Origin of the sequence: Chlorogloea sp. CCALA 695 (assembly GCF_003003885.1) — a bacterium.
In the GTDB taxonomy this organism is placed as follows: Bacteria; Cyanobacteriota; Cyanobacteriia; order Cyanobacteriales; family Chroococcidiopsidaceae; genus Aliterella.
Genome location: NZ_PVWN01000056.1, coordinates 21759 through 27823, shown reverse-complemented (window position 1 = coordinate 27823; position 6065 = coordinate 21759). Strand labels below are relative to the sequence as shown.

General features: G+C 44.0%; 5 protein-coding genes and 1 pseudogene. All 6 read left to right on the top strand.

Features of this window, described 5'->3' with window-relative positions; translation table 11 throughout:
• Window positions 1-545 precede the first annotated feature (545 nt).
• The 6 genes and pseudogenes from C7B70_RS20360 (at window position 546) to C7B70_RS20335 (ending at window position 6050) form a co-directional block, all read left to right on the top strand.
• Complete coding sequence (locus C7B70_RS20360) at window positions 546-1307, top strand: glutathione S-transferase family protein (RefSeq protein ID WP_233221015.1); 762 nt, start codon at window positions 546-548, stop codon at window positions 1305-1307.
• A 206-nt stretch (window positions 1308-1513) separates the two neighbouring features.
• On the top strand, window positions 1514-2416 hold the full coding sequence (locus tag C7B70_RS20355) for a sugar phosphate isomerase/epimerase (protein WP_106370805.1): 903 nt from the start codon (window positions 1514-1516) through the stop codon (window positions 2414-2416).
• 178 nt (window positions 2417-2594) lie between these two features.
• Complete coding sequence (locus tag C7B70_RS20350; RefSeq protein WP_106370804.1) at window positions 2595-3821, top strand: multidrug effflux MFS transporter; 1227 nt, start codon at window positions 2595-2597, stop codon at window positions 3819-3821.
• 457 nt (window positions 3822-4278) lie between these two features.
• A pseudogene (locus tag C7B70_RS20345) lies at window positions 4279-5003 on the top strand (IS1 family transposase).
• A 191-nt stretch (window positions 5004-5194) separates the two neighbouring features.
• Window positions 5195-5359 (top strand): transposase, encoded by a 165-nt coding sequence (locus C7B70_RS27170; RefSeq protein ID WP_199192404.1) that lies wholly within the window; start codon window positions 5195-5197, stop codon window positions 5357-5359.
• Entirely contained in the window at window positions 5316-6050 is a 735-nt protein-coding gene (locus tag C7B70_RS20335) for a transposase (RefSeq protein ID WP_199192403.1), read from the top strand. The genes C7B70_RS27170 and C7B70_RS20335 overlap by 44 nt, the downstream gene beginning before the upstream one ends.
• Window positions 6051-6065: the final 15 nt, after the last annotated feature.

Genomic DNA, 6065 nt, shown 5'->3' with positions numbered 1-6065 from the left:
GGATGGAATGGAAGCTCGTAGTGTCAAAGGTGGTTATGCCCTAGAGCGTTTTAAGTTTAATTCCACCTGACTACTTATTTACTTTGGCAAGTTTCATCTAGCTGTTGAAACAGGTCATGCCGTTAGAGATGATAATGCCGACGTTCCACTCGCATCTATTGCCTTAAGTTCGGAGACGAAACAACAGGCATTAGATGTTGTGAATGATATTTTTGATATCTTCACAGCTTGGTTAAATGAAATGTTGTTCTATGCGAAACTCCACCCTGTTGAAAATTGGCTCTTTTCTACCCTTGAAAGAGAAGCCTTGGGCTAGAAAGCATAAAGGGGTAGCTTGCGGAAAAGGTATGGTTAATAATTTTTAAGAAATTTACATTATTAAGAAAGTAAAGACGCGATCTGGAAGTGATCACCAAAAGTTTAGAAGTATAAATTTTGTAGTTCACAGGCAATCCCTAGTTAGGAGGCAATTATGGCATTAGGAAGGATGATTGAAGGCAAATGGACAACCGATGGGAATAAACCACGTTCAAATGCTAAGTTCCATGAGACACCAACAACGTTTCGCGATCGTAGATGGAAAAAGCGGGTTTAAGGCAGAAGCAGGACGTTATCATCTCTACGTTTCCCTGGGGTGTCCATGGGCGCACCGCACTTTAATTATGCGAGAACTCAAAGGATTGAATGTTGCCATTTCAGTATCCTTTGCCGATCTGATTCTTGGCGACAAGGGATGGATGTTTACTGAACCGCCAGGAGCTATTTTTGACGAGGCAAATCACGCTCAGTATTTGCAAGAAATTTATGTGAAAGCTAATCCCAAATATACAGGGCGAGTCACAGTTCCGGTGCTGTGGGATAAACGAGCTTTAACAATTGTCAACAATGAATCTTTTGAAATTATGCGGATGCTTGACGTAGAGTTTGCTTCATTGGCAACGCAGAAAATAGACTTATACCCACAAGATTTACAACGACAGATTGATGAGACGATTGATGCAATTTATCTGCCAATTAACGTTGGTGTATATCGCGCTGGTTTTGCTACTTCACAAGCAGCCTACGAAGAAGCGGTGACTGAACTGTTTGAGCATTTGAAACGATGGGAAACTGTTTTGAGTAAGCAGCACTACTTATGTGGCGATCGCCTTACCGAAGCTGATATCTGTATGTTTGTAACATTGTATCGCTGCGACTGCGTGTATTACAGTCATTTTAAGTGCAATTTACGACGAATTATCGATTATCCGATTTGGGAAAGCTTAGTTGAGATTGCACCTCTTTTCTATCCTGCTTTTTTACTTTGAACGTTTTTGCAATTGTTTTACAGTAGAGTGAGTCAAAGTTGGAGCGACGCAGAGCAACTTTGCCTTCTGCTTCCTCGAGTGCAGAACCTTAATGCTCTCAAGGCGCTGAACGCAGACACCAAGCGAAAATTTAACTCAATAATCGAACAGGCGATCGCGCAGTGAGACTCATCTTCCACCACATTAACCGTATTGAGAGGTAAGCAATGTCTCTAAATCTGAATTTATGTACGGCAACTTTACTCAACTTTTCGTTTACAGATGCAATGGAAATCGCCTTAGCATCTGGTTATCATGGAATCGAACTGCGAGTGAGTGATGACTACCACAAAAGTTTGCAGGAGTTGAGCAGTACAGGTTCTTTCATCAAGAAACAACTGCAACAGGCAGGTCTATCGGTGCCAGTCCTCAACACCTACATACCTGTGGAAGATAATAAATCCATCGACCAACTACTTGAATGCTGCCAGAAAATGGGTGTGCCAAAAGCACGCCTGGTTCTACCCAAAAGCTGTGGTGCATCCATAGCTAAAATAGCTAATGTCAAAGCAACCATTCCTTCGTTTGAAGTCACTAACTGCGAACCAGTGGAGTTGATCGACACTTTAAAGAAGACGCTGCGCCATCTCGAACGTAAAGCTTACAAAGCAGGTGTCAAGATATTACTAGAACTGCACTGGGGAACGGTAATGAGTAGTTTTAGCAGTGCTTACCTGTTAACTAATGACCTCGACCCTAGCTGTATCGCGATTACTTTCGACCCCGCCAACATGATGGTTGAAGGCAAAGAAGATTGGGAATTTGGTCTGAAGTTAATTCGTTCCCAAATCGATAATGTGCATGTGAAAAATATGTCTTGGTTCTTTAGTGACAAAGGCTGGTTTTGGGAATGGTCACGCGTTGGTATCGGTATGGTGAATTGGTCCGAACTCATCTGCTTGTTAAAACGCAATCTATATTCAGGTGAATACGCTATTGAGGATTTCCTAGTTCCTAATAACAGCAAGCAGGCAGCAATTGCTCATCTGCGTTCGGTGCATACTGAATTTAGTAAAATTTACGAACACATGAGCGCAGCTACTCTACAAGCAATATCTGTGAGAGGTTAAGATAAAGCACCTTTTATCAACTAATGAAAATACTCAAAAACTTTTACTAAGAATAATCATATTGTAACGACAGAATGACTTTGTAAAAAGTGGTCTTTATTCTTAAGTAAATTTAGTTATCAAACAAGGTAATGAAAAGCTGAGTTTACCACCATGCCCCTTTTAGCCAGCTAAAAAAATGCAAATTCAACCCAAATCTCTAGGCTTTACGCTCCTTCTAGGGGCGCTTTCTGCACTACTGCCCTTGTCAATCGATATGGGGCTACCAGCATTCCCCATAATCAGTGCAGAGTTGAAAACCTCACCAGGCGCGGTAGGACTAACACTTAGTTTATTTATGCTTGGTTTTGCGATCGCGCAGCTTTGTTTTGGCCCACTTTCTGATCGTTATGGACGTAGACCAGTTTTAATCACGGGCTGTGCAATCTTTACGTTGGCTGGTGCAATCTGTGCTGCGGCACCATCAATTGGTACTCTGATTGCTTGGCGCTTAGTTCAGGGTACTGGTGCTGGTACTCGCATGGTAGTAACGTTAGCAATAATCCGAGATTTATATGATGGAGCAGAAGCACGGGCGCAGCTTTCTTACGTCAACTTAGTAATGAGTGTAGCACCGATGAGTTCACCTACAATCGGTGGGTGGGTTTTGGTGCTTACAGGTTGGCGAGCGATTTATGGTGTGCTGGCTGTAGGAGGATTATTGCTTGTGCTGTCTGTTGCTTTCGGATTGAGTGAGTCCCTAGAGAGGCGTGATGTAACTGCTATCAAACCACGTCGGCTAATCAATAATTACGGAAATATTCTCAGGAATCCAATTTGCCTTGGCTATGCCCTTGTCAATGCACTGTACTTTGGGTGTATGTTCGCCTACGTTGCCGGATCGCCACTAGTGATGCTCAACGTTTTTGGTGTCTCAACCACAGTCTACGGTTGGCTATTTGCATCAACCGCCTTCGGGAGCGTGGTAGGTGCATTCCTGAATGGGCGTTGGAGTATCCAAGGTGCGCCACCTTCACGATTACTTAGTATTAGCTTAACTGTTGCTGTCATTTCCACACTGGCACTTGTGATTGTGTCAATGAGTAGTGCAGCGCAAGTTGCACTGCTCATGCCGTTGCTGGTGCTAAATACTTTTTGTCGCGGAATAATTTCACCGAATGCCATGCATTGTGCCATCCAGCCAGTACCAGAAAGTGCTGGAGTTGCAGCCGCTGTAGTCGGATTTCTGCAAATGTTAGGCGGCTCACTGGCGAGTGGATTAGTGGCTTTCCTATATGATGGACACACTGCCATTGCTATGTCTGGTGTCATGGCAGCATTTGCGATCGGCTCTTACGCCGCCTATACAATATTGGCACGTCCTGCCGAGCGCCGTTTTTCGCGGTGCAGTGGCACAAAAAATTAGTCACTCCCAGTTTCAACGTCAGTATAGCCCTCTTTCAAGAAACACTCTCGGTGGCAGTAGGTTGAGCAACAAGGTCAAAGCCGAGAGAGTGAGCCTTGTGCCTCAGATGGTTGAGGATTTGCTGCTGATATCGCTGCTTGTAGTAGTCCATACCCAGGGATAATTCATTGTTCAAATAAATATTAGAATAACTGAGAGGAACAGGTTGGAGAAAAGGTGCGATTCGTTGTAGCGCGAATCACGGTATCCAAACCGTACATAACGCTGCGAGCCAAAATCTAGCAATAGAAACGGTTGAACTCTCGATCAGATACGGGTGAAGATCCCGTCTATCAAACTGAGATATGACTCCCGATCTGCCCACGCCGACCAGACTCGGTTTCTGGAGGTAGACTTCTGGGTAGTCCTACAGAAGTAAGGATGTAAGTATAGAGGAGATGTCTTTTAATACTCAACCATGTCAGCATCTCCGCTCACTTGTCCGCGATGCCAAACAACTGTTGTTGTAAAGAACGGCAAGATCCATAACGGTCGGCAAAATATTCAAGTGCAAAGCTTGTAGCAGGCAGTTTGTCCAGAATCCGACGAAGAAGGTGATTAGTCAGGATACCCGAGATTTAATTGACAAGTTGCTGTTGGAAAGGCTGTCTTTGGCAGGGATTACTAGAGTAACGGGAGTGTCAGAGCAATGGTTACGCTCCTTAGGTCAACGGGAAATATCAGGCAACTCCACGACAAGTTAAGGTTGAGGAGAAAAAAAGGGGCGGTTAACGATTCAAGGCGATGAGATGTGGTCGTTTGTTAGTAACAAAGGTAATAAACAATGGGTGTGGTTAGCCTTAGATGTGAATAGTAGAGAAATTGTAGGAGTTTACATAGGTACTCGTTCTCGTAGCGGTGCTTACGGCTTATGGCAGTCGTTGCCACCAGTGTATAAGCAGTGCGCCGTCTGTTACACAGATTTTTGGTCAGCGTAGAGCAAGTAATTCCCAATTCTAGGCATCGGGCTGTTGGCAAGAATAGTGGTAAGACAAATTAGACCAGAGAGATTTAACTGTACGGGTGCGACAACGTGTTTCCCGTTTAGTCCGCAAAACCTTGTCTTTCTCTAAAAAATTGGATAACCACATTGGAGCCATCTGGTATTTTGTACATCACTATAATCTATCCTTACTTTTGTAGGACTACCGACTTCTGAAAGACAGCGATCGTACTCTTTATAGTAGTTGCCACCTAGATTGTCACAACCTTCAACGTCGCCCTAATACAAAATCAACCAATCGCTGACCACTGAGCAAAGTTATTCTATAGAACCCATTTGACATCTTACAGGTCTTGGATTAAGGTACTCGAAATCACCTAATGCAGCGACTATGCCCTATTCTAGTGACCTCACTGATGAAGAATGGGAAATCTTTGAACCCCTGTTGCTTGAGATCCTACCTCCCAAGAAGCAAACCCGTCCTTCTAATTGGACAAGACGGGAGATCGTCAATGGCATCCTCTATCAACTCAAAAATGGCGCTCATCTGGTGTGATTTACCCAGAGACCTGCCCCCTTACAAGGGCGGTCTACTGGCACTACAAGCGTTGGCGAACCGCAGGAGTCTTCGAGCAACTGATGAATGTTTTACATCAACAAGTGCGTCAACAGGTCAAAAAAAACCGAAGTGGACGACTTTGATCATCATTGACTCCCAAGCCGTGAAAAACACTTGTAATGTCAGTGTGGAGTCGAAGGGATTTTGCTTTTACAAAGCCACCAATGGGATTAAAAGGCATCTTGCTGTTGATACGCTTGGGTTTCCCTTCTTTACTCACTGTACACCTGCCCATGTGACCGATGACGCGGGGTTGATTGAAATGCTGACTCAAAACATTGACTATTTCAAGGCAAAACCCGTCAATATTCCAAAGATTACAATCTTGCTAGATCATGGTTATCACTTGGACTATTTGACTCAGGAATTGGAGCGAATTTATCCACAGGTGATGACGAAGATCAAATTTGAGCTTTCAACCAAACCCTCGAAACAGGAGAAAGCCGCCCAAGGAAAATCTGGATTTGTTCCGGCGGTGGCTCGTTGGGTAATTGAGCGGTCGAATGCTTGGATGGAGCGTTGTAAGAATCTGGTAAAAAACTTTGAGCGAACGTTATTCCATGCCACGACCAAGATCAACCTTTGCTTCATTAGGCTAATGATTAAGAGGCTTGCCGCCTCTTCCTAAAATGTCAAATGGGTT